General features: G+C 66.4%; 20 protein-coding genes. 9 read left to right on the plus strand and 11 right to left on the minus strand.

Annotation, left to right across the window (positions count from 1 at the left end):
• The first annotated feature begins 76 nt into the window (after nucleotides 1–76).
• From K9D25_RS22655 to K9D25_RS22680, 6 genes are all read left to right on the plus strand, one after another.
• Nucleotides 77–1,132, plus strand: a complete 1,056-nt coding sequence (locus K9D25_RS22655) for a LacI family DNA-binding transcriptional regulator (RefSeq protein WP_244451271.1) — start codon at nucleotides 77–79, stop codon at nucleotides 1,130–1,132.
• Nucleotides 1,133–1,134: 2 nt separating this feature from the next.
• On the plus strand, nucleotides 1,135–1,878 hold the full coding sequence (locus tag K9D25_RS22660) for a glucosamine-6-phosphate deaminase (RefSeq protein ID WP_244451272.1): 744 nt from the start codon (nucleotides 1,135–1,137) through the stop codon (nucleotides 1,876–1,878).
• A 66-nt stretch (nucleotides 1,879–1,944) separates the two neighbouring features.
• Nucleotides 1,945–3,105 carry an extracellular solute-binding protein gene (locus K9D25_RS22665; RefSeq protein WP_432207975.1) on the plus strand — a complete coding sequence of 387 codons (1,161 nt, stop codon included), beginning with the start codon at nucleotides 1,945–1,947 and terminating at the stop codon, nucleotides 3,103–3,105.
• Between the two features lie 76 nt (nucleotides 3,106–3,181).
• Nucleotides 3,182–4,267 (plus strand): ABC transporter ATP-binding protein, encoded by a 1,086-nt coding sequence (locus K9D25_RS22670; protein WP_244451273.1) that lies wholly within the window; start codon nucleotides 3,182–3,184, stop codon nucleotides 4,265–4,267.
• On the plus strand, nucleotides 4,264–5,166 hold the full coding sequence (locus K9D25_RS22675) for an ABC transporter permease (protein ID WP_244451274.1): 903 nt from the start codon (nucleotides 4,264–4,266) through the stop codon (nucleotides 5,164–5,166). Before K9D25_RS22670 ends, K9D25_RS22675 begins: the two co-directional genes overlap by 4 nt.
• An 8-nt stretch (nucleotides 5,167–5,174) precedes the next feature.
• The gene (locus tag K9D25_RS22680) at nucleotides 5,175–6,005 is read left to right on the plus strand and encodes an ABC transporter permease (protein WP_244451275.1); all 831 of its coding nucleotides are present in this window, start codon (nucleotides 5,175–5,177) and stop codon (nucleotides 6,003–6,005) included.
• A 75-nt stretch (nucleotides 6,006–6,080) separates the two neighbouring features.
• Here K9D25_RS22680 and uxuA read toward each other — a convergent pair whose 3' ends face one another.
• Genes uxuA through K9D25_RS22695 form a run of 3 tightly spaced genes read right to left on the minus strand, consistent with a single transcriptional unit; the run spans nucleotide 6,081 to nucleotide 9,582 of the window.
• On the minus strand, nucleotides 6,081–7,295 hold the full coding sequence (gene uxuA / locus K9D25_RS22685; protein WP_244451314.1) for a mannonate dehydratase: 1,215 nt from the start codon (nucleotides 7,293–7,295) through the stop codon (nucleotides 6,081–6,083).
• Nucleotides 7,296–7,297: 2 nt separating this feature from the next.
• Entirely contained in the window at nucleotides 7,298–8,794 is a 1,497-nt protein-coding gene (locus K9D25_RS22690; RefSeq protein ID WP_244451276.1) for a mannitol dehydrogenase family protein, read from the minus strand.
• The gene (locus K9D25_RS22695; protein WP_244451277.1) at nucleotides 8,791–9,582 is read right to left on the minus strand and encodes a GntR family transcriptional regulator; all 792 of its coding nucleotides are present in this window, start codon (nucleotides 9,580–9,582) and stop codon (nucleotides 8,791–8,793) included. Before K9D25_RS22695 ends, K9D25_RS22690 begins: the two co-directional genes overlap by 4 nt.
• A 59-nt stretch (nucleotides 9,583–9,641) precedes the next feature.
• On the opposite strand from K9D25_RS22695, the gene K9D25_RS22700 reads away from it, so the two are divergent.
• The 3 genes from K9D25_RS22700 to K9D25_RS22710 all read left to right on the plus strand — a co-directional run bounded on the left by K9D25_RS22700 (nucleotide 9,642) and on the right by K9D25_RS22710 (nucleotide 12,687).
• Nucleotides 9,642–11,186, plus strand: coding sequence for a UxaA family hydrolase (locus K9D25_RS22700; protein ID WP_244451278.1), 1,545 nt, complete (start codon nucleotides 9,642–9,644; stop codon nucleotides 11,184–11,186).
• On the plus strand, nucleotides 11,183–12,394 hold the full coding sequence (locus K9D25_RS22705) for an AGE family epimerase/isomerase (RefSeq protein WP_244451279.1): 1,212 nt from the start codon (nucleotides 11,183–11,185) through the stop codon (nucleotides 12,392–12,394). The genes K9D25_RS22700 and K9D25_RS22705 overlap by 4 nt, the downstream gene beginning before the upstream one ends.
• Nucleotides 12,395–12,480: 86 nt before the next feature.
• Nucleotides 12,481–12,687, plus strand: coding sequence for a cysteine hydrolase (locus tag K9D25_RS22710; protein ID WP_244451280.1), 207 nt, complete (start codon nucleotides 12,481–12,483; stop codon nucleotides 12,685–12,687).
• Nucleotides 12,688–12,952: 265 nt separating this feature from the next.
• On the opposite strand, the gene K9D25_RS22715 is transcribed toward K9D25_RS22710, so the two are convergent.
• The 8 genes from K9D25_RS22715 to K9D25_RS22750 all read right to left on the minus strand — a co-directional run bounded on the left by K9D25_RS22715 (nucleotide 12,953) and on the right by K9D25_RS22750 (nucleotide 21,579).
• The gene (locus tag K9D25_RS22715) at nucleotides 12,953–13,930 is read right to left on the minus strand and encodes a LysR family transcriptional regulator (RefSeq protein ID WP_244451281.1); all 978 of its coding nucleotides are present in this window, start codon (nucleotides 13,928–13,930) and stop codon (nucleotides 12,953–12,955) included.
• 7 nt (nucleotides 13,931–13,937) lie between these two features.
• The gene (locus K9D25_RS22720; RefSeq protein ID WP_244451282.1) at nucleotides 13,938–14,849 is read right to left on the minus strand and encodes an HpcH/HpaI aldolase/citrate lyase family protein; all 912 of its coding nucleotides are present in this window, start codon (nucleotides 14,847–14,849) and stop codon (nucleotides 13,938–13,940) included.
• Nucleotides 14,846–16,051, minus strand: a complete 1,206-nt coding sequence (locus K9D25_RS22725; RefSeq protein ID WP_244451283.1) for a CaiB/BaiF CoA transferase family protein — start codon at nucleotides 16,049–16,051, stop codon at nucleotides 14,846–14,848. The genes K9D25_RS22720 and K9D25_RS22725 overlap by 4 nt, the downstream gene beginning before the upstream one ends.
• A gap of 10 nt (nucleotides 16,052–16,061) precedes the next feature.
• Nucleotides 16,062–17,117 (minus strand): zinc-binding dehydrogenase, encoded by a 1,056-nt coding sequence (locus K9D25_RS22730; protein ID WP_244451284.1) that lies wholly within the window; start codon nucleotides 17,115–17,117, stop codon nucleotides 16,062–16,064.
• Nucleotides 17,118–17,214: 97 nt separating this feature from the next.
• Nucleotides 17,215–18,498 (minus strand): TRAP transporter large permease, encoded by a 1,284-nt coding sequence (locus K9D25_RS22735; protein WP_244451285.1) that lies wholly within the window; start codon nucleotides 18,496–18,498, stop codon nucleotides 17,215–17,217.
• A complete protein-coding gene (locus tag K9D25_RS22740; protein ID WP_244451286.1) occupies nucleotides 18,489–19,070 on the minus strand; it encodes a TRAP transporter small permease in 582 nt (193 codons plus the stop codon). The genes K9D25_RS22735 and K9D25_RS22740 overlap by 10 nt, the downstream gene beginning before the upstream one ends.
• A 4-nt stretch (nucleotides 19,071–19,074) precedes the next feature.
• Nucleotides 19,075–20,079, minus strand: a complete 1,005-nt coding sequence (locus K9D25_RS22745; protein WP_244451287.1) for a TRAP transporter substrate-binding protein — start codon at nucleotides 20,077–20,079, stop codon at nucleotides 19,075–19,077.
• A 51-nt stretch (nucleotides 20,080–20,130) separates the two neighbouring features.
• Nucleotides 20,131–21,579: an aldehyde dehydrogenase family protein gene (locus tag K9D25_RS22750; protein WP_432207976.1), complete on the minus strand. Its 1,449-nt coding sequence runs from the start codon at nucleotides 21,577–21,579 to the stop codon at nucleotides 20,131–20,133.
• Nucleotides 21,580–22,080 lie beyond the last annotated feature (501 nt).

Here is a 22,080-nt window from a genome sequence, read left to right on the forward strand (position 1 = left end):
GCGAATGAAACCGGTTTCATTCTTAGATGAAACCGGTTTCATTGGTGCGATGAGCGTGGCGAGACCTCCCTCCGACATGTCGGCCCCCACCATCCGCCTCGTAGCGCGCGAGGCTGGCGTCTCCCAGGCGACGGTGTCGCGGGCCTTTTCCCAGCCCGAGCTTCTGACGCCGGCGACGGTGGAAAAGGTTCTCGGCACGGCTCAACGGCTCGGCTATGTCCCCAATCAGGTTGCGCGGGCGCTGTCCACCGGGCGCGCCGGCAACATCGCGCTGATCCTCCCGGATGTCGCCAACCCGTTCTTCTCCGCGCTGATGCGCGGCGCGCAGGCGCAGGCGTACAAGCGCGGTTACGCCACCTTTCTCGGCGATTCCGACGAGACCGCGCATCTGGAAGACATGCTGCTGGGCAAGCTGTCGGCGCAGGTCGACGGTTTCGTGCTCGCCTCGCCTCGCATGGACGAGGCGGCGATCCGCCGGCACGCGGCGCGCAAGCCGGTCGTGGTGATCAATCGTGATCTCGACGGCATCGGCCGCGTGCTGATCGACACGGCCGCCGGCTTCGCCACCGCCGTCGAACTGCTGGGCGGGCACGGACACCGGACCATCGCCTATGTCGGCGCGCCGGCCTCCTCCTGGTCGAGCCAGCAGCGGGCGCGCGCGGTGGCACGCGCCGGTGCGACCTGTGGGCTGAAGGTGGTGGAGATCGCCGCCGGACGCCCGAGCCACGAGGCCGGTCAATCCTGCGTGCCAGCCCTGCTGGAATGCGGCGCCACCGCCGCGCTCGCGGTCGATGACGTGGTTGCGCAGGGGATCATGGCCGGTCTTGCCGCGCGCGGCCTGTCGATCCCCGGCGATTTCAGCGTGGTGGGCTGCGACGACATCATCGCCTCCACCACTTATCCGCCGCTCACCAGCGTCAATGCCCGCTGTGCGCTCGCCGGTGCGAATGCGGTGGATCTGCTGCTCAACAGCCTCGCCAATCCCACACCGCCCATCGAAAGCCACGTCATCATCGGCGAGCTCATCGTCCGCGGCTCGACCGGGCCGGCCCCTGCCCCCGGCACGCCGCCCGGCATCAAGCCCAGCCGAAAAGTGCCGGCGGCCGATCCCAATTCGTCCAGCAGGAAGTGACCATGATCGACATCCGCCTTCACGACAGCAAACAGGACAACGCCATCGCCGCCGCAGCCTTCGGCGGCGCCGCCATCCGCGACACCATCGCCGCGCGGGGGGCGGCCAACATCGTCATCGCCACCGGCGCCAGCCAGTTCGAGATGCTGGAAGCGCTCGTCGCCGCGCCGGGCATTGACTGGTCGAAGGTCACCGCCTTCCATCTCGACGAATATATCGACATGCCGGAGACCCACCCGGCAAGCTTCCGCAAATATCTGAAGGAGCGCTTCACCGGCAAGCTACCGACGTTGGGCGCCTTCCATTTCATCGCCGGCGATGCGCCGGACCTCGATGCCGAACTCGCCCGCATCAACGCCCTCCTCGACGCGCATCCCATCGACGTGATGTTCGCGGGGATCGGCGAGAACGGGCACCTCGCTTTCAACGACCCGCCCGCCGATTTCGAGAGCACGATCGCCTACAAGGTCGTGCAGCTGGAAGAGCGCTGCCGCCGGCAACAGTTCGGCGAGGGATGGTTCCCGACCTTCGACGACGTGCCGACCGAGGCGATCTCGATGACGGTGCAGCGGATCGTCTCGGCCAGGGTCATCGTCCTCACCGTCCCGGACGAGCGCAAGGCGGAAGCCGTCCGCCATGTCCTGGAAGGGCCCGTCACCAATATGTGGCCGGCCTCGATCCTCCAGCAGCATCCCGATTGCCATGCCTTCCTCGACCGCGCCGCGGCGAGCCAGCTCACGAAGTAACGGCTCGCACGGGCGGCGAGCGCCTGCCAGTGCCGATCGTCAATAATAACCAGAGCGGAGAAACAGATGTCCTGCAGTTGGAAGACGCGCCTGTTTGCCACAGGCGCCGTACTCACCTCGATGACCTTCGGCGCCATGGCCGAACCCGTGGTCATCAATGTCATCGACGTGGCCGGCGACCTTCAAGTCAGCCAGCCGGCTCTCGAAAAGTTCCAGGCCCAGCATCCCGAGCTGGTGTCGAAATTCGTGTTCACCCAGGCCACGGCGCCGGAACTCGCCGGCAAGCTGAAGGCCCAGCAGGATGCGGGCCGCGTCGACATCGACTTCGTGCTGACCGGCAACGACGCGCTCGCCGCCGGCATGGAACAGGGACTGTGGTTCGAGATCCTGCCGAAATATGCAGGCGAGTTCCCGAACCTGAAGGAACTCTACATTCCCGGCGCCTACCTTATGCAGGAAATGGCGCGTGGCCAGGCCTTCGTCATCGACTGGTACCCCTCCGGCCCGCTGCTCGAATACGCCCCGGACCGTGTGTCCAAGCTTCCCGACACGCCCGAGGCGCTGCTCGCCTACTGCAAGGCCAATCCGGGCAAGTTCATGTATGCGCGGCCGGCCAATTCTGGCCCCGGCCGCACCTTCGTCATGGGCCTGCCCTACCTGCTCGGCGACAAGGACCCGAAGGACCCGGTCAAGGGCTGGGACAAAACCTGGGCCTACTTGAAGGAACTCGACACCTGCATCGAGTACTACACCGCCGGCACCACCGCCTCGATGAAGGAACTGGCCAACGGCACGCGGGACATCATTGCCACCACCACCGGCTGGGACATCAACCCGCGCTACCTCGGCATCGTGCCGGAAGAGTACAAGATCGGCGCCTTCAAGAACTTCACCTGGGTTGGTGACGCCAACTACATGGCCATTCCGAAGGGCGTTTCGGAAGAAAAGCTCAAGGTCGTGCTGGAATTGATGAAGTTCCTGCTCAAGCCGGAACAGCAGGCCTACATGTTCGACCATGGCTACATGTATCCCGGCCCGGCGATCAAAGGCGTGACCCTCGACATGGCGCCCAAGGAGAGCCAGGAGACCATCGCGAAGTTCGGCCGGCCCGAATATGCCAGCCTGATCGCCGACAACCCCACCGAAGCGCCGCTCGACGCCAAGCCGCTGGTCGAAATGTTCGACAAGTGGGACCGCGAAATCGGCGCGGCGAAGATGAAGAAGTAATCGACCTCCGGCGGGACGCAAACCACGTCCCGCCGGATCGCTTTTCCGAATTCTCAGACAGCGGGATTGAAGGGTGATGGCGATAGCTTCCGCCGGCTTTAGAGAGCTGCGGCTGGACCGCGTCAGCCGGGATTTCGGCGCGCATAACGCGCTCAAGGACATCAGCCTGACCGTGCAGCGCGGCGAGTTCATTGCCTTGCTAGGCCCCTCGGGCTGCGGCAAGTCGACCGCGCTCAACTGCCTGGCGGGACTGCTGCCGCTCAGCGACGGCGCCATCTGGCTCGACGACCGCCGGATCGACACGCTGAAGTCGGAGGAGCGCGGCTTCGGCATGGTGTTCCAGAACTACGCGCTGTTCCCGCACATGGATATCCGCCGCAATGTCGGCTTCGGCCTGCAGATGCAGGGCGTGCCGAAAGCCGAGACCGCGCGCCGGGTGGATGAGGCGCTGAACGTTGTCCGGCTGGCCTCGCAGGGCGCCAAGCTGCCGGGGCAGCTGTCGGGCGGCCAGCAGCAGCGCGTGGCGATTGCCCGCGCCATCGCCATCGAGCCGCCGCTGGTGCTGATGGACGAGCCGCTGTCCAATCTCGACGCCAAGCTGCGGCTTGAAATGCGCGCCGAGATCCGCCGCATTCACCGCCTGCTCGGCTCCGCCACCATCTATGTGACGCACGATCAGGACGAGGCGCTGTCTCTGGCCGACCGCATCGTCGTGCTGCGCGATGGCAAAGTGCGCCAGATCGGCACGCCGCCGGACCTTTACCGGCGCCCGCTGCATGCGGATGTCGCCGAGTTCATGGGTTTCCGCAACGCTCTTGCCGGCCGGATCGTCCGTCGCGAGGGGAACGAGGTGGAGATCGATTGCGGATTCGCCGGGCCGTTGCGGGGCGTGCCGGTCGATGTGCCGGGCGACATGGCGGGCGACGCGCCGGTGACGGCCGCCATCCGCCCGGCCGACCTGGTGCCGTCGGCCGCAGGGCCGCTGAACGCCGAAGTGACCGGCATGGAATATCGCGGCGAAGCCTATTTCGGCACCGCCACCGGTCCGGGCGGGCAGGAATTGTTCTTCCGCTGCGAGGCGCCGATCGGTGTGGGCGAGGCGGTGCGGCTCGGCGCGCCGGTGGACCGCACTCTCATTTATGCCAGCGAGGGCGGCAGATGACCCCGGCGGCGCCCCGCCCCTCCACGGTCCGCCCGCGCCGGCGCAGCCTTGCCGAGCGGGGCTTCGACGGCGTAACGCTGCTGCTGGTTCCGGCGGCGCTGTTCGTGGTCCTGGTCTTCGTCTACCCGTTCGTCTACGGGCTGCTGCTCTCCTTCGCCCCCAAGGAAGGCGGAGTTTTCGGCAACTACATCCGCTTCTTCTCCGACCCCTATATGTACGGCACGATCTGGCTGACGCTGCGGCTCGCTTTGCCAGTGACGGTGCTCAACATCGCCCTCTCCGTGCCCATTGCAATGCAGGTCCGCCATATGCGGCGCCAGCGCCTGCTCACCACCATTCTCGTCCTGCCGATCACGCTCGGTACGGTGCTGGTGGCGGAAGGGCTGCTGAACTATCTCGGTCCGCAGGGCTGGCTGAACCGCACCATGATCCTGTTCGGCCTGATCGATCGCCCGATCCGTCTGGTGCACAATTACTGGGGCGTGTTCATATCGCTGGTTATCACCGGTTTTCCCTTCACCTTCCTGCTCACGCTGTCGATGATTTCGGGCATCGATCCGGCGCTGGAGCAGGCGGCGGCAACACTGGGGGCACGCGCGCGCAGCCGTTTCCGCCACATCGTACTGCCGCTCATCATCCCGGGCCTCGCCGTCACCTTCTGCCTCGCCTTCGTCGACGCTTTCTCGGTGTTCCCCTCAGCGGTGATGCTGGGCGCGCCGGCCGGCGAAACGCGAGTCATTTCCTTCGCGGCGGCGCAGGCCGCCTTCGAGCAGTACGACTATTCCTACGCCTCCGCGATCGCGATGATCATGGCCGTGGTGCAGTTCGGCTTCGTCGGCCTGGTGCTGGCGCTGCGCCGGCTGTTCTACAAAGGGCCTGCGGGCGGCGGGAAAGGGTGAGCAGGACCATGGAAACCGCCCTCGAAAAGCTCTGGAAGACGCTCGTCTGGGCTTTCATCATCTTTTTCGTGGTCAATGTGATCGCGATGATCTCGACCGTCGTGGTCAATTCCTTCGGCACGCGCTGGCTCAATTCCTGGCTGCCCGTCGCCTTCACCACCCGCTGGTACGCCTCCGCGTGGAAGGAGTTCCAACTCAGCGACGTGCTGCTGGTCACCTTCCAGATCGCGGGAGCGGTGGTGCTCATCTCCGCGCTGATCGGCGTGCCCGCCGCCTATGCGCTAGCGCGGCGGGACTTTCCCGGCAAGCCGCTGGTGATGCTGCTGTTCCTGCTGCCGCTTCTGGTGCCGCCGATCACCTTCGGCGTGCCGCTTGCCACCGTGCTGTACAAGGTCGGCCTCGCCGGCACGATGTGGGGCGTCATCGTCGCCAATCTGGTGCCGACCATCCCCTTCACCGTGGTGCTGATGATCCCGTTCATCGAGCAGATCGACCCGCGCGTGGAGGCGGCGGCGCGGGTGTTCGGGGCCGGAACCGGGCGGCTGTTCCTCCATGTGCTGCTGCCGCTGCTGCTGCCGGGCATTCTGGCGGCGACGCTGCTGGCCATGGTGCGCACCGTGTCAATGTTCGAGCTGACCTTCCTCACCGCCGGCCCCACCAGCCAGACGCTGGTTGTGGCGCTGTACTATTCGGTGTTCGCGGCCGGCGTGCGCGCCGGGCAGTCGATCGACGCCATGGCGGTCGTCTACATGCTCAGCACGCTGGTCTGGCTTCTCGTCGCCCTGCGCTTCGTCAATCCGACGCAGATCGTGGCGCGGGTAAAGAAGGCGCCAGCCTGAGCCGCCATCGGTCCCCCCACGAAAAAGCCTCGCTCCGGACAGGAGCGAGGCTTTTGTCGTCGCGGGCGAAAGCGCTCAGTGATAGGCGGCGAGCGCGTCGTCCGGCAGGCGGTCGAGGGCTCGAAGGATGCCGCGCAATTCGCCGAGCCCCTTCATCCGCCCGGCGGCGGTGTAGCCGGGATTGACGATATTGTCGGATTCGAGATCGGCCAGCATGCGGTGGCCGTGGTCCGGACGCAGCACGATGCGGGTCTCGTCGGAACGGCGGCGGTTCTCGGCGAGCAGCACGGCGAGAACCGCCGGCATGTCGACATCGCCGTCGAGATGGTCGGCCTCCTGGAAGCCGAGTTGATCCGCGTCACGGCGCGTGGCGCGCAGATGGGTGAAGTAGATCCGTTTGACGAAATGCGCCGCCATGGCGGGCAGGTCGTTGTCTGGCCGCACGCCGAGGCTTCCGGTGCAGAAGCACAGGCCGTTGGCCGGCGCGGGCACGGCGGCGAACAGCGCGTCGAAGTCGGCGCGAGTGGAGGCGACGCGCGGCAGGCCGAAGAGCGGGCGCGGCGGGTCGTCGGGGTGCAGGGTCAGCCGCACGCCGAGGGCCTGCGCCACCGGCACGACAGCCTGCAGGAACGCGATCAGATTGGCACGCAGCCGCGCCGCGTCGATCGCGGCATAGGCGGCGAGGTGCTCGCGAAATTCGTCGAGGCTGAGCCCTTGCGTCGTGCCGCCTGGCAGGCCCGCCAGCACGGTGCGGATGAGCGCGACCACCTCGTCGTCGCTGAAGCCGTCGGCGACTTTGCTGGCCTCGGTACGCTGCGCCTCGCTGTAATCCGCCTCGGCGCCGGGGCGCTTGAGCACGTGAAGATCGAACGCCGCAAACCGCCGCTGGTCGAAGCGGAGCGCCGTCGCGCCGGTGGGCAGCGGCCAGTCGAGGTCGGTGCGGGTCCAGTCCAGCACCGGCATGAAATTATAGCAGACGATGCGCGGCCCGGCGGCTGCCACGGCTTCCAGGCTGGCGATCCAGACTTCGATGGCCTCGCGCGCCGCGCCGCCCTCGCGCTTGATCACATCGGCGACCGGAATGCTTTCGACGACCGACCAGCGCAGCGGCGTACGGCCCTGCGCCGTGTCCTCGATGATCGCGCGCCGCGCCTCGACCTCGGCACGCGTCCAGGCGACGCCAGGCGGCACATGGTGAAGGGCGGAAACGATGTCCGTCGCGCCCGCCTGCCGCGCATGATCGAGCGTCACCGGATCGCTCGGACCGAACCAACGCCAGCCTTCTCTGATCATCATGCCTCCGGTCTGAATGCGTATCGCGCCACCGTGCGTCCTGCTCCGTGGCGATAGAGCGTCGACAGCGCTGTGCGCACGGCGTCGACGAAGCGAGGGTCGGCGGCGAGGTCGGGGTCGAAGATCTCGCGCACACCGAGCAGCGCCGGCACCAGCGCCTCCGCTGACGGCCCGGCCGCGTCCGCGAGCGCCCGGAGCCGGGCGGCGAGCGGGTCGCGCACGTCAATGGCCTGCCCCTGTTCGTCGATGCCGGTGACGAAACGCATCCAGGCCGCGACCGCGAGCGCAAGACGGGGAATGGGAGCGCCGGACGCCAGACGCTCGCGGATCGTTTCCAGCAGCCGCTGCGGGAGCTTCTGCGAACCGTCCATCGCAATCTGACAGGTGCGGTGATGCAGCGCGGGATTGGCAAAGCGCTGCCGCAGCGCCGCCTTGTAGGCCGAAAGGTCAGTCCGCGCGGGCACGCGGAGGGTGGGCGTCACCTCATCGTCCATGAGGCCGCGAATGAACGGCTCGAAGCCGGGTGCCCGGATGGCCTCGGCGACGGTCCTGTAGCCGCCGAGGTAGCCGAGATAGGCAAGCGCGGAGTGCGCGCCGTTGAGAAGGCGCAGCTTCATCTTCTCGAACGGCTCGGCGTCGGCGACGAGTTCTGCGCCCGACTCCTCGAAGCGCGGCCGTCCGCCGGGGAAACCGTCCTCGATCACCCATTGCCGGAACGGCTCGGTGACCACCGGCCAGGCATCGGCGACCCCCAGCCGCGCCGCCACCGCGTCGCGGTCGGCCGGCGTGGTCGCCGGAACGATCCGGTCGACCATGGTGCAGGGAAACGCCACCTCATTGGCCACGAAACGGCCGAGGCCGCCGTCGCGCAGGCCGGCCAGCTGGCTGGCGACGCGGCGCACCAGCCTGCCATTGGCGGGAAGGTTGTCACAGCACAGCACGGTAAAGGGCGCGATACCGGCCGCCCGGCGGCGGGCCAGCGCCTCGACCAGGAAACCGGGCGCGCTGCGCGGCCGTCCAGGCGAGGCGAGGTCGCGAACAATGTCCGGATGATCCGCGCGCAGGTCTCCTGTCGCAGGATCATGGCAATAGCCCTTCTCCGTCACGGTGAGCGAGACGATGCGCACCTGCGGCGACGCCATCGCCGCCAGCAGGGCGTCGGGCGCTTCGGGCGCCACGAGAAGACGGGATACGGAGCCGATGACACGCAGCCGCTCGCCCGCGCCATCGCGTTCGGACAGCGTGTAGAGACCATCCTGCGGCCCCAGCGCGTCGCGTGTATCGCCCGCGCGGAGACTGGCGCCGAGGATCGCCCAATCGCGCTCGCCGGCAGCCAGCCGATCGTCCACGAACACCGCCTGATGGGCCCGGTGAAAGGCGCCGATTCCGAGATGGACAATGCCGATGCGCGACTCCGCGCGATCATAGCCGGGCCGTGCGATATCGGCCGGCAGTCGGTTCAGCGCGGCATCGGACAGCCTCGGCCGTGCAGTCATGGCAAGTCCTTATCTGCACCGGATGCGGCGCGCAGCGGGGTCGCCACGGTGTCGCCCTGAAGGCCGCGCTGGGCGTCCGGTTCGAAGAAATCCGGCCGCGCCCGCAGCAAATCGTCCAGCCCCGGCAGCACGTTCGCCAGATGCGCGCCCATCGCACGCTCCGCCGCCCGGGGATCGCGCGCGGCGAGGCCGTCGAGAATCGCCCGGTGTTCTTCCATGACCAGCGGGCGGTGACGGGAGATCGGCAGATGCAGCACGCGGCACCGATCGATCTGCACCTTTTCCTGGCGCGCGACCCGCCACAAATTGGGATGGCCGGAGAGAATGGCGATACGCTGGTGAAACGCCTCGTCCTGAGCGTGAAACCCCGCCCAGTCGCTCGCCCGCTCGCTGGCTTCCTGCCGGTCAAGGACAAGCCGCAGAGCGGAAAGATCAGCCTCCGTCACCCGCGCCGCCGCATGGCGCACCGCAACGCACTCCAGCGCTTCGCGGATCACCATGCCGTCGCGCAGCGCTTCCAGGCTGATGCGTGACACGAAGGTCCCGCGCTGGGGAAAAATCTCGATCAGCCGCTCATCCGCCAGACGCAGCAGCGCCTCGCGGATCGGGGTGCGGCTCACGCCGTACTGCTCGGCGAGTTCCTTCTCGGAGACAGGCGTTCCCGGCAGCATTTCCCCCCCGACGATGCGGTCCCGCAACTGCTCGTAAACCCGCGCCGATGCGGGAATGGCGCGCAACTGCGGCCTTTGCGCGAGAGGGAGGTGAGGCTGGGCGTCAGCATTCTTCACGGTTGGCATGCTCCAACTAATATATTAGCATATCACCAAAGGCAACGGATCGGCAGGCGATGAGCGACCAATCCCTCACCACACTTCGGACGGAGCCGCGCGTCATCCGGCTCGACGAGGCCGACAACGTCGTCATCGCGGTGGAGGCCATCCGGCCGTCCGACCGTGCGAGCGGCGTGGTGGCCCGGGAGAAGATACCGCAGGGGCACAAGATGGCGCTGCGCCGGGTGCGTGCCGGCGAGCCGCTGATCAAGTTCGGCCAACCCATTGGCGTCGCGAGCGCGGACATCGCTCCGGGCGACTGGGTGCATGTCCACAATGTCAGTGCCTCCGCCATGCCTGCGGGCGACCTCGATGCGGCACGGTTCGCGCCCGTGGATGACCACGTCTCGTCCATCCCCTCGACATTCCAGGGTTTCCGACGCAGTGACGGCCGCACGGGCACCCGCAATTATATCGGCATCCTCACCTCGGTGAACTGCGCGGCCTCGGTGGCCCGCTTCGCCGCGGCGGCCATTGAGCGATCCGGCCTGCTCGAGGCCTATCCGAATGTCGACGGCATCGTGCCCATCGTCCACGGCACCGGTTGCGGGCTCGCCGATCGCGGCGAGGGCTACGAGATGCTCCGCCGGACCCAGTGGGGCTATGCGTGTCACCCCAATTTCGCCGCCGTGGTCATGGTCGGCCTCGGCTGCGAGGTGCTGCAGATCGCCCGGATGAAGAAGGAATGCGGTGTTGAGGAGAGCGACGGTTTCCGCACGCTGACCATTCAGGAAACGGGCGGCACCCGCCGCACGGTCGACCAGATCACTGGAACAATCCGCGAGATGCTGCCGCGCGCCGCCGCCGCACGCCGGCAGACCCGCCCGGCCAGCGAATTGATCCTCGGTTTGCAATGCGGCGGTTCGGACGGCTACTCGGCGCTGACGGCGAACCCGGCGCTGGGCTTCGCCTCCGATCTTCTAGTGGGCGACGGCGGCACCTCCATCCTCTCCGAAACGCCGGAAGTCTACGGTGCCGAGCATCTGCTCATCCGCCGTGCCTTGCACCGCGACGTTGGCGACCGGCTCATGCAGCGGCTGCGCTGGTGGGAGGCCTACACCGCCCGCAACGGCGCGGAGATGAACAACAACCCTTCGCCGGGCAACAAGGCGGGTGGGCTGACGACGATATTGGAGAAATCGCTCGGCGCGGTGGCCAAGAGCGGCCATGCCGCGCTGCGCGCCGTGCTGGAATATGCCGAGCCGGTGCGCACGTCCGGGCTGGTGTTCATGGACACGCCCGGTTTCGACCCGGTCTCTGCCACCGGCCAGGTCGCCGGCGGCGCCAATCTCATCTGCTTCACCACCGGTCGCGGCTCGGCCTTCGGCTGCAAGCCCGTGCCCTCGTTGAAGCTGGCGACCAACAGTGACATCTACCGCCGCATGAAGGATGACATGGACATCAATTGCGGCGAGATGCTCGAAGGCATCTCGCTGGAGGCCAAGGGACGGGAGATTTTCGATACGCTCCTGCGCGTGGCCTCGGGCGAGCGCACGAAGTCCGAATGTCTGGGCTATGGCGATGCCGAGTTCGTGCCCTGGCAGATCGGGGCGGTGATGTGAGCGGCGCCCGGCCTGCGCCCAACAGGCACCCGGTCGCACTCTCTCCTTGCGGTGCTGACCTCGCCTCATGGGCGAGGGATCAGTTCATTCCCTGTTGGGCGGAGCGTGTCATCCGGCCGGGCCGTGCCGGCTATGCCGAGGCATTCCGCTGGCACGACGGCGCGCCGTGCGAAGCAATCGACCACACGACCATGGTCACCGGCCGGCTGGTCTATGCGTTCAGCATCGCCTACCGGTTCGACAGAAGGCCTCAGTTGCTCCGCGCAGCCGAGCATGGGCTGACATTCCTGCTCGACGCCTGCTGCCTGGGCCCGGGCCAGTTCGCGCATAGTGTGGGCCGCGCGGGCGAGGTGATCGATCCTCATGGCGATCTCTACGACCTCGCCTTCGCTCTTCTGGCGCTCGGCGGCTACAGCGCCGCGAACGGGCGCGCGGATGTGCTTGCCGCCGCCCGCGCCATCGCCGACCGCCTGGATCATGAACTGACGGATCCTCTGGGAGGTTACCGCGAACCGTGGAGCACGGGCGGCGTGCGTCTGCACTATCCGCAGATGCATTTGTTCGAAGCCTTCCTGATGCTCGCCGCAGCCGATCCCACCGGCGGATGGGACCGGCGCGCGGGCGGGATCCTCGCTCTCCTTTCTCGGCTTGTCGACGTGCAGGGAGCGCTCGACGAAGAATTCGGCGCGCGCTGGGAACGCCTTCCACCGGAGCAGCGACGCCGCGAAACCGGCCATCACTTCGAATGGGCCTGGCTGCTTTTCGTCTATACGACGGCCACCGGCTCGGCCGAGGCGCGCGACCTCGCCTGGCGTCTTTTTCACTACGGCCGAGCGACAGCGGGAATCGCCGAGACCTTACCCAATCGACCAATTCCCAATGCGATCGACGCCTGGGGCCAGCCGCTTCCTGTCGTCCGCCCGCTCTGGCCAACGCTGGAACTGGCGAAGGCTTCGTTAGCCGCCGCCAGCTTCGGCGAATCCGCCGATCTCTTCGCCTTATCCGATGCGGCTCTTGCGATTTTTACATCACGCATCAACCCTAACACCCTGACATGGGCGAATGACGATGCGGGGCATCCTCGACACGAGAGTCTCAACGTTCCCGCGAGAACGCTTTATCACATTGTTCCGTGTCTTTTATTATGCGCCTGTGGAGCAGAGGTCTCTCAGTCGCAATCGTCACTCAGTATAACCCGCCCGTTCTAGAGAGCGCGCCTCAGGCGAGCGGTTAGGTCCCGGATTGATTGAATTGCTGCGGTGCCGCGACCGACATGTGCGTGCTTGTGACCGTGATGGACGCCGTCGACCGCGGCTACCTCATCGTTCTGATGGAATACGCGGTCTGCTCCTACTCCGACGATGGGCATGAAGCGGGGCTGGCGATTTATCGCACGCGGTTCGCCGAACACATCAGCGTCGTCCAAGCGGCAGATCTGGTCGAGCGACGAATGTGTCGTAGACTGCCGGCGGAATCGACCACGCCGACTATAAGATCCTAAAAGCACTGCCGACGATGACGGCAAGAAACCAATCTCAAAGGTAAGGCCTCTGTCCAACAGGCGCTGCGAGCGGCTGTCGCACCGATCACTTCACTTTGCTGCCCTGTACCCGTTCAACGGTGGCCCTCTGGGTATCAAATCCATCTCCGAACCTAAAGAAGATCTGCCAGATGGTCACCGCGCCCCAACGTGCGACCTGCACAAGGGCGGAGAAGAGGCAAAAGCCTCGCGGTGGCTCACACATATAATCCCTACCAGAACTGCTCTAAAGGCCTGAACCGCCGTTGGGTATGCGCCGGGCTTTCCATTCGTCGGATGCGGCGGACGCCAGGAGTGTTTCCACCGCCAGCTGGGCCACGGCGAGGGTGGCGCGCGACGAGGGGCGGTTGAGGGGCGTGGCGAGATATACGGTGCGGCGGAAGCCCGGTTCGACCACCCGGAACGTATGGAGCTGTCCGTTATCCGCCGAACTCACCATCGAGCCGGGATGCCGGGCCGCCAGCGAGCAGATCGTGGCGCCGTGCCCGCGACGGATGAGCGCGAAAATCTGGGGCGATGCGTCGACTTCCATTACCACGTTGAGCGGCAGGGAATGGCGTCGCGCCGTCGCCTCGACCAGAAGCCGAAGCCCATGCTCGGGACCTGGCATCACCAGCCGCAGATGGCGGACATCGCGCATCCGAATCTCGCCCTTGTCGGTCAGATACGGGGCAATGGACGGCAGATCATAGGTGCCGACATACAGGTCTTCTTCGGCGATCGCCTGCAGCGAGGCGCTCCGGTCATTGGCCGCGCCGCCGCCGAAGATGATGGCCGCGTCCAGCGTGCCTTCGCGCAGCCAGTTGGCGATGTAGCCCGACATGCTCTCCACGACCCGCAGCCGCACCTGCGGCAGCCGCTCCAGGCAGGATTCGATCAGACGCACCGTCAGCAGTCCCACGAGCGAGCCGGGAACGCCGAAACGGACGGTGCCGATCGGCGGTTTGTCGCGGCTGAGCATGCTGGCCTTGGCATCCTCCGCCTGCTTCAGGATGGCATAGGCGTGGGTCTGGAACTCGCGGCCCTGCTCGGTGAGCGTCAGCCCGCGCGCCCAGCGCTCGAACAGAACGGTGGCCAGCTCGTCCTCGAGATCCTTCAGCCGCGCGCTCAGCGAGGGCGAGCTCATATGGAGCACCTTGCCGGCGGCGGCGAGGGAGCCGGTCTCCGCTATCGTAACAAAAACCCTGAGATCGCGAAGGTCCATGGCACCGTCAGGCTTGCAGGGCGATCTCCGCCCTTTGCGCCTTCATCTGCGCCAACCCGGCGTTGCGGGCAAGGATGGCGCGTGCGCGATCGGCGACCGGCAGATCGACCATGGCGCCGCGATAGGTCACGGCGCCAAGTCCGCGGGCCAGCGCCGCGTCGAAGGCCTCCAGCGCGCCACTTGCCCAGTCGACCTCCGCCGGCGAGGGCGCGAACACTTCATTCATGATCGGCACCTGGCTTGGATGGATGCAGAAGCCACCGGTGAAGCCCATTTCGCGCGCCTGGGTAATGGTGCGGCGGAACTTGGCGGTGTCGGCATAGTCCGCCACCGTGCCGACGAAGCCGATGGGATGGATGCCGGCATTGCGGGCGGCGACCACCGCCTGCGCATTGTGAATGTAGAGCGTATCGTAGGTCGGTGCGGCGCCGAGCGAGAGGGCGAGGTCCTCGGCGCCGACGATCATGCCCGCGATGCGAGGATGGGCGGCGGCGATAGACGCCATGTTGAGAAGGCCCTCCGCCGTTTCGATCATGACGACGAGCCTGGTATGGCCCACCTTCAGGCCGCGCTCGCGCTCCAACTCGTCGAGGATTTCGGCGACGGCGCGCACATGGGAGGCGTCCGGGACCTTGGGAAGCGTCAGGCAGCAGACGTCGGGCCCGACCGAGGCTTCGATATCGGCGAGCGCCTGCCGCCACGGCCGATTGATGCGCACGACCACATCCAGCCCCTGCCGGGCGAGGCGAGCAGCGGCCATCGGCGCGGCAAGGCGAGCCTCGTCCTTTTGCGCCGGAGGAATGGCGTCCTCAAGGTCGAGCTGGATCGCATCGGCGCCACGCTCGGCGGCGCGGGCGAGAAAGCGCTCATTGAGAACCGGAATGAAGAGCATGGAGCGCCATGCCGGAGCGGTGTTCATGACGAGACCTCGACTGCCTTGAGGCGCGCACCGAATCCGAGTTCACGCCGGATTTCCTCATTGTGCTCGCCAATCTCCGGCGCCGGACGGCGGAAGGCCCCCGGCGTGGCGGAGAAGCGGGGGATGATGTTGTGCATCGGCAGTGAGCCGAGATCGCGGTCCTCGACCTCGACGATGGCTTCGCGGCCGAGCACGAACGGGTGGTCCAGCAGGTCGGCCACCGAACAGACCGGGCCGACCGTAACGCCGGCGGCCTCGAAAAGAGCGAGGTTGTCGGCCTGGCTTCGGGTGATGATGAACGCTGCAATGATGGCGTCGAGCGCATCGCGGTTGGCGACGCGGGCGGCATTGTCGACGAAGCGCGGGTCCGCCTTCAGCTCGGGATGGCCGATGGTCTCGAAGATGCGCTCCGCCATGGACTGCATCGAGCCCGACATGGCGACATAGGCGCCGTCCGAGCACTGATAGACATTGCGCGGCGCGGTGTGGGAGGACTGGTTGCCGGCGCGCGCGGTCGGCGCGCCGGTCAGGCGGATCTGCGCCGCCTCGGCGCCAATCATGGCGTGGATGGGCTCGAACAGCGACAGGTCGATGACCTGCCCCGTGCCGCCGCCCTGCTCGACCGCGCGTAGCGCGGCGAGGATGGCGGCGGAGCCATAAAGGCCGGCGATCATGTCGGCCAGCGCCAGCGGCGGCAAAGTGGGCGGCTTGTCGGCATGGCCGTTCATGAAGGCCCAGCCCGACATCGCCTCGACCAGCGTGCCGAATCCCGGCCGCAGGCGCCATGGCCCGGTCTGTCCCCAGCCGGACACCCGGAGGATGACGAGGCCGGGATTGCGGGCATGCAGCACCTCGGGCCCGATGCCCCAGCGCTCCAGCGTGCCGGGCACGAAGTTCTCCACCAGCACCTGCGCGCTGTCGATGAGGCGCAGCAGCACCTCCCGGCCTTCCGCGTCGTGGATGTCGAGCGCCATGCTGCGCTTGTTGCGGGCATAGACCTTCCAGAACACCTCGACGCCGTCGACCCGCCAGTTGCGCAGGTCGTCGCCCTTGCCGGGACGCTCGATCTTGATGACGTCCGCACCATAGTCGGCAAGGACATGCGTGGTCATGTTGCCGGCGACCAGCCGGGACATATCGACGATCCGCACGCCGTCGAGCGGCCCGCGCTGGTCGGGGACGAAAGGATGTGTATCCGCCATCGCTCGCCCCTCAATCCATCACGATGAGCGGCTTGATCTCTTCAAGCCGATGCATGCGCTCGAGCGCCACGTTCACCTCGTCCAGCGTGTAGCGGCCGGTGATCATCTTGCCGAACGGGATGTGGTCGATATGCGCGGAGGCGAATTGCAGCGCCTTCCAGTACGACTTCACGTCGCCCGAGAACGAGCCGAGCACGCGAATGTTCTTCTTGACGATGGTGGAGGGGCTGAAAGTGGTCGTGCCGGTGCCGAGCTGGCCGACAGTGAGGTAGCGCCCACCCTTGCGAACGATGTCGAGACCCTGGCCGAAGGCGTCGGGAAAGCCGGTGAACTCCATCACAATGTCCGGCCCGCGCCCGTCGCTGAGATCGCGCAGTACCGCCACCCGCTCCTCATGGGTGGTGCCCTCGATGGTGAAGGTGTGGGTGGCGCCGAAATCGCGGGCAAGGGCGAGGCGGGCCTCCGGCGCTCCGATGACGCTGACCGTGCGGGCGCCGGCCACGCGGGCGACCGCCGCGGCCAATATGCCGAGCGGCCCCGCGCCCTGGATGGCGACATGCTCGGACGGATCGATGGGACCGAGATTGTCGAAGGCGTTCATCACCGAGCGGAAGGCGCAGCTGCAGAGGCTGGCGACGCCGTCGTCGAGATTATCCGGCACCCGCACGCGGCCGGATTCCGGCAGGACATAGCCATATTCCGAGAAGCCGCCGAGCAAATGAGGCGGCTTCTCGATGTTCTCATACATATAGGCGCGGCGGTTCTCGCACAGGGTCGGCTGGCGGGCGACGGTGCAGTAGAAGCACTTGCCGCAGGCGGTGTGGGTCCACAGGATGCGGTCGCCGATGGCGAGCTTCTGGCCGGCGCTGTCGCGCTCCGCGCCCGCGCCGATGGCGACCACGCGCCCTACCATCTCATGGCCGAGAATGATCGGCAGGTCGACGGCGAGCGAGAGATTGCCGCGCGAGAGGTGCACATCGGTGCCGCAGATCGAGCAGGCGGTGGTGCGCACGATCAGCGCGCCCGGTTCCGGGGCCGGAGGGACGGGCACGCATTCGATCTGCACCGGCTCTCCGAACCGCCGGACGACCGCGGCGCGGGAGAATTCGGGAAGCGTGGCTAGGTCGGTTGTGTCACCAGACAGGGGCATGAGTCACACTAGGCTAGAGGTAGCGGAACCACAGCGTGGCAAACGGGACGAAGGTGATGATCGCCTGGCCCAGCAGCGCCGCACCGAAGAACCAGCCGAGATAGGGCATCATGTCGGCCAGCCGGGCATTGGCGGCGCGGGCGGCGACGTAGAGGTTGGCGGCCATGGGCGGAGTGAGCAGGCCGATTTCCAGATTGGTGGCGAGCACGATGCCGAAATGCACCGGATCGATGCCAAAGCGCTCGGCGGCTGGTGCCAGCAGCGGCCCCATAAGCAGGATCGAGGCGTTGGTCTCCATGAAGGTGCCGACCAGCAGCAACACCACATTGACCATCAGCAGGAAGGCGATCGGGCTCTCGATATAGGTCGCGACCCAGATGGCGATGTCCTGCGGCACCTGGTTCAGCACCATGGCGCGGTTGAAGATGCCGGTCATGGCGATGATGATGAGGATGCCCGAGCCGGTGATCGCCGCCGTGCGGAAGGATCGGGTGAATCCCTCCCGGCTGATCAGCCGGCGCCCGACCGCGACGCCGATCGCGTAGAGGCAGCCGATGGCGGCGGCTTCGGTGGGGGTCATGATGCCTCCGTAGATGCCGCCAAGGATGACCACCGGCAGCAGCAGCGCCGAGGTGGCGTCGAACACGATCCGGGCCGGTGATTTGCGCGGATCGAGCAGCCCGTCGGTTTCGGAGCGGCCCTCGATGCCGCCCCGCAGGACCTTGCGCGACAGGCGGTTGTGCACGAACAGGAACAGCACGCCCATCAGCAGCGCCGGCACCATGGTGGCGATGAAGAGCTGGGAGATCGAGACGCCTACCGTCGCGCCATAAAGGATAAGCGGAATGGAAGGCGGCACCAGCACGCCGAGCAGCCCGGCGGAGGCGGTCAGCGAGGCGACATAGCCCTTAGGATAGCCCCGCTTGATCATTTCCGGCGAGACGATGCCGCCGACCGCCGCGACAGTGGCGACCGAGGAGCCGGTGATGGCGCCCATCATCGCCGAGGCTGCGACGGTGATATAGCCGAAGGCGGCGCGGATACGGCGCAACAGCAGGTCGGCGAGCGCGATCAGCTCCGCCGCCATGCCGCTGCGGTTCATCAGCTCGCCGGTCAGCATGAACAGCGGGATCGCTACCAGCGGGTAGCTGGAGATTTCCTCGTAAGGGATGTTGCTCAGCCCGGCGATGGACAGACCGTAGCTGCCCATCTGCAGAAAGATCACGAGCCCGAAGGTGACGGCCAGCGGCGCACCGAGCATCAGGAACAGGGCCATGAGGCCGAAGGTCAGTGCCACGGATTCAACCCTCCCGGCTCGCGTCCCACCAGCGCCCGCCAGATGTCGAGCGCCGAGTGGAACGTCATCAGGGCAGCGCCGGCGAGCATGAAGCCGGCGGGAATGGCGACGGGCGTGCCGAGATCGATCAGCGTCTCGCCGGAGGCGCGGGCGTAGTCGAACAGGTCCCAAGCCAGGGCAATGAAGAACAGGCCGAACGCCAGGCACAGCACGGCGGCGATCGCGTCGAGCCCGCGGTGCAGCGGTCCCGGCGGCAGCATCTCGACGATGTCGGCGGTGAGGTGCTTGTGCAAATGGCTGCAAAGCGCCGCTCCGATGAAGGTGAGCGGCGACATGGCCACCATCGCCCATTCGCCAGTGTCGGAGAACGGCAGGTCGAAGGTGCGGATCGCCACCGAGGCGCCGACTGCGAGGATGGCAACGACCATCGCCGTGACGACAACAGCATTCTCCATCCGGGCCAGCACCCGCTCGACACACATCAGCGTGTCGAGCACCGCGTGCCGCCGGGGAGGGGCCTCGGCGGAGGCCGGTTCGTGACCGCCCATGGCGGCCGTCCCATCGCGGGCCATGGCCTCACTCGCCCCGCGCCGCGGCGATTTCCTTCTTCAGCTCGGCGATTCGGTCCGCGCCATAGATCGGCGTCAGCTTCTCCCAGCCGATCTGGCCGACCTTGGCGAATTCCGCCATCGCTTCCGGCGTGGGCGTGACGACCGCGACGCCGCCGGCCTTGATCTTGTCGAGGAAGGCGCTGGTGGCGGCGCGGTTGCGGGCGATGCCTTCGCGCGCGGCCTCCTGCGCGGCTTGCGTCACGATTTTGCGCTGGGCCTCGTCGAGCCCGTCCCAGAAGCGCTTACTGACCGTGATCGCGCCCATGGCATACACATGATTGGTCAGGGTCATGTATTTCTGGGCTTCGAACAGCCGGGAATTGTAGGTGATGCTGGCGCCATTGTCCTGGCCGTCGACCGTGCCTTGCTGGAGCGCGACGAACAGGTTCGGCATCGGCATGGTGACGGTCTGTGCGCCGGCGGCCTCGAAGAAGGAGCGGATCGAGGCCGAGCCCGGCACCCGCAGCTTGAGGCCCTTTAGGTCCTCAGCATTGTTCACGGGGCGATTGGAGTTGGTCACCGCGCGAAAGTCGAGCTCGAAATAGGCAAGCGCGACCATATTATGCTTGGCCAGCGTGCCGGTGAGCGTGCGCTGCAGGATGCCTTCAGAATTGTAGAAGATCTTGTCGACCTGAGCGTAGTCGGTCGCGATATAGGGAAGATAGTGGATATCGAGCAGCGGATCGAGGCCGGTCAGAGAGCCGATGTTCAGGAAGGCGAACTCGACCGCGCCGCGGCTGAGATCGCGCCCGAGCGCCTCGTCGCCGCCGAGCTGGCTGTTCGGAAACACCGTGATGTCGATCTTGCCGTCGGTGCGTTCCTTGACCAGGCGCGCAAAGATCTGGCTCGCCTCGTCGGCCGCATTGCCCTGGGCAAAAACGTGCCCGAGGCGCGCCTTGTCGGCGGAGGCCGCCTGCGGCAAGACAGCAAGCGTCACGGCTGCCAAAGCAGCCACGATAATGTTCTTCATGGTTTTCTCCCTAGAGATTTATTTGTTTTTGTTGTCGGTGCTGACTTTGCGTCAGCTTGAGTGGTCGATGACCACGGTTTTGGCGACCGTGTATTCCTTGAGGGCCTCGAAACCCTTCTCGCGGCCGTGGCCACTCTTGCGGAACCCGCCGAACGGCAATTCGACTCCGCCGCCGGCGCCATAGCCATTGATATAGATCTGGCCGGCGCGAATGCCCTTGGCCATGCGCATCTGGCGCCCGCCGTCGCGGGTCCACACGCCGGCGATGAGGCCGTAATCCGTGCCGTTAGCGATGCGCAGCACGTCGTCCTCATCGTCGAACGGGAGGGCGGCGAGCACCGGACCGAAAACCTCCTCGCGCGCCAGCTCATGCTCACGCGGCACCAGACCAAACAGCGTAGGCGGCACGAAATAGCCGGCCTTCGACGCGTCAGGATGGATCTTGCCCTGCGCCACCACCTCGACCTTGTCGCTGGCGGCACGGTCGAGGAAAGCCATGACGCGGTCGCGTTGCACCTGATTGATCACCGGGCCGCATTCGAAATCCTGTTCGGGAAAGCCCACGCGGACCGTGGCCATGCGCTCCGCGAGTTTCCGCATGAAGGGCTCATAAATGGCGCGCTCGATCAGCACGCGTGAGCCGGCGGAACAGGTCTGGCCGGCATTCTGCACGATGGCACCGATAATAACCTCGCACGCCTTGTCCTGATCGGCATCGGCGAACACGATCTGCGGCGACTTGCCGCCGAGTTCGAGAACGCAGGGAACATGGTTCTTCGCGGCGGCGGTCTGCACCAGCGTACCGACCTCCGGTGAGCCGGTGAAGGACAGGAAGTCGATCCCGGGATGGCTCGAAAGGGCGGCGCCGGCCTCGTCGCCGAGCCCGGTCACCACGTTGATGACCCCGGCCGGGAAGCCGACCTCCTCGGCCAGTTCGGTGAAGCGCAGGCAGGAGAGCGAGGCTTCTTCCGCCGGCTTCAGTATCGCGGTGTTGCCGGCCGCCAGCGCTGCGCCAAGGGTGCGCCCGAACATCGAGGCCGGGTAGTTCCAAGGAATGATATGGCCGGTGACACCCCGTGGCTCGCGCAACACGATGACCTGATAGCCCGGCAGGAAGGGGATGGTGTCGCCGTGAATTTTGTCGGCGGCGCCGCCGTAATATTCGAAATAGCGTGCGGTCACGCGAATGTCGTTACGTGCCAGCTTCATCGGCTTGCCGGTGTCGGCGGCTTCGAGTTGAGCGAGTTCCTCGAGACGATCGAGGATAAGAAGGCCGAGCCGGCTGAGCAGGCGGCCGCGCTCCAGAGCCGCCATGGAGCTCCACACGGTTTCGAAGGCATGGCGGGCGGCCGTCACCGCGCGATCGATATCGGCAGCGCCGCCGGCGGCGATCCGGCCGATGTCCTCGCCCGTGCTGGGGTTGACCACCGGCAGAAGTGTCCCCGACGCGGCCTCCACCCAGTGGCCATCGATGAACAGCTGATCCCGACCCATACGCATCCTCCCAGACCTTGTTTTTAAGATTGGCGCGATGCTTCTACGGCCGGGCGCGTTAGACAACTCTGAAAACTCGTAAGCCCCGTTAGGCACAGCCTAAGGCATAGCTTGTGGTTCTACAGCCCCGGTGCAGTTCCGGGCAACTCTCACCAGAAGCTGACGTTGTGAGAGACCCCCGAGATGTGGCGGCCGATCTGCTTTTCCAGTACGGGCTGGAAGGAATAGAACCTAACGGATGCGCCAGAAGCAGAAGTTGGCTGCGACGACGAGTGGCGCGTTTGGGGCCGTCAGCGGTCTGGCCGGTGTTGGCTGCTGCTATGTAATAGCTGCCGTTGGGCTACTTTCTTCATATCCGCCGTTCATGGCGTGAGTTGCAACGACCTGAAAGCTGCCACCCAACGGTTCTCAGTTGAGACGGCATTCCATGGAAAAAACGTGACAAGGACCGTCTGCGCAGCCTTGGGCAGCAGAGCAGGGCCAGGGTTCGGTGCATGCTCCGCGAGA

The sequence above is a fragment of the Ancylobacter polymorphus genome (assembly GCF_022836935.1).
GTDB classification, from domain to species: domain Bacteria; phylum Pseudomonadota; class Alphaproteobacteria; order Rhizobiales; family Xanthobacteraceae; genus Ancylobacter; species Ancylobacter polymorphus_A.